The organism is Catenulispora rubra (assembly GCF_015356825.1).
GTDB lineage: Bacteria > Actinomycetota > Actinomycetes > Streptomycetales > Catenulisporaceae > Catenulispora > Catenulispora rubra.
Genome location: NZ_JAACYW010000697.1, coordinates 1 through 604 on the forward strand (window position 1 = coordinate 1; position 604 = coordinate 604).

The following is a 604-nucleotide window of genomic DNA, read 5'->3' on the forward strand; positions in this document are numbered from 1 at the left end:
CCTGGATGTCGAGCGCGCGGCTCCTACCGCAGGGCATGGCGAAGCAGTGCCTGCGGAGGCCGGGACGATTGTCATTGGTCGGGGTGTGTGGGCCCCGCGTGCAGGTGCGGCCGAGCGATATTTGTTGCCGCTGCCAATAAAAGGGATAGGCGGATGGAACACCCGAGCGTCAGCACGGGTCAAGAGGTTTCAACGAATCTTGCAACAGCTTGCCGTGCCGCGCCGGAGCGGCGATCCGCGGGATCGCACGCGGCAGCCGCGCCCGAGGCGCCCACCGGGCCGGACACCCGAGGCGAGCGTCTGGCGCTCATGACGGCGTGAGGGTGCGGCGATCGGACAACACCCTGTGAAAGTGGCCGCAGCGTTCAGCCGGGCATCTCGGTGGTGGTTCAGCTCGGGGCGTAGGTCCAGGTGGCGATATCGGTGTAGGTGAGTCCGCCGCGGGTGCCGGTCACGGTGACGGTGTTGGGTCCGGCGGCGAGGGTGACCGGCCAGTTGTAGATGTGGTCGCCGGACGTGACGGTGCCCTGTGATACGCCGTTGAGTGTGAGCGTGGCGGCATCGACGTTGCCGTAGACCTTCACGGTGGTCGTTGCGCTGGTGC

The 604-nt window shown here is 67.4% G+C and carries 1 protein-coding gene; it reads right to left on the minus strand.

The window, feature by feature from the left end; all coding sequences use genetic code 11:
- Nucleotides 1-389: 389 nt before the first annotated feature.
- Nucleotides 390-604: DUF4982 domain-containing protein (locus GWK61_RS55010; protein ID WP_194922356.1), on the minus strand; the 215-nt coding region annotated here is incomplete at its 5' end.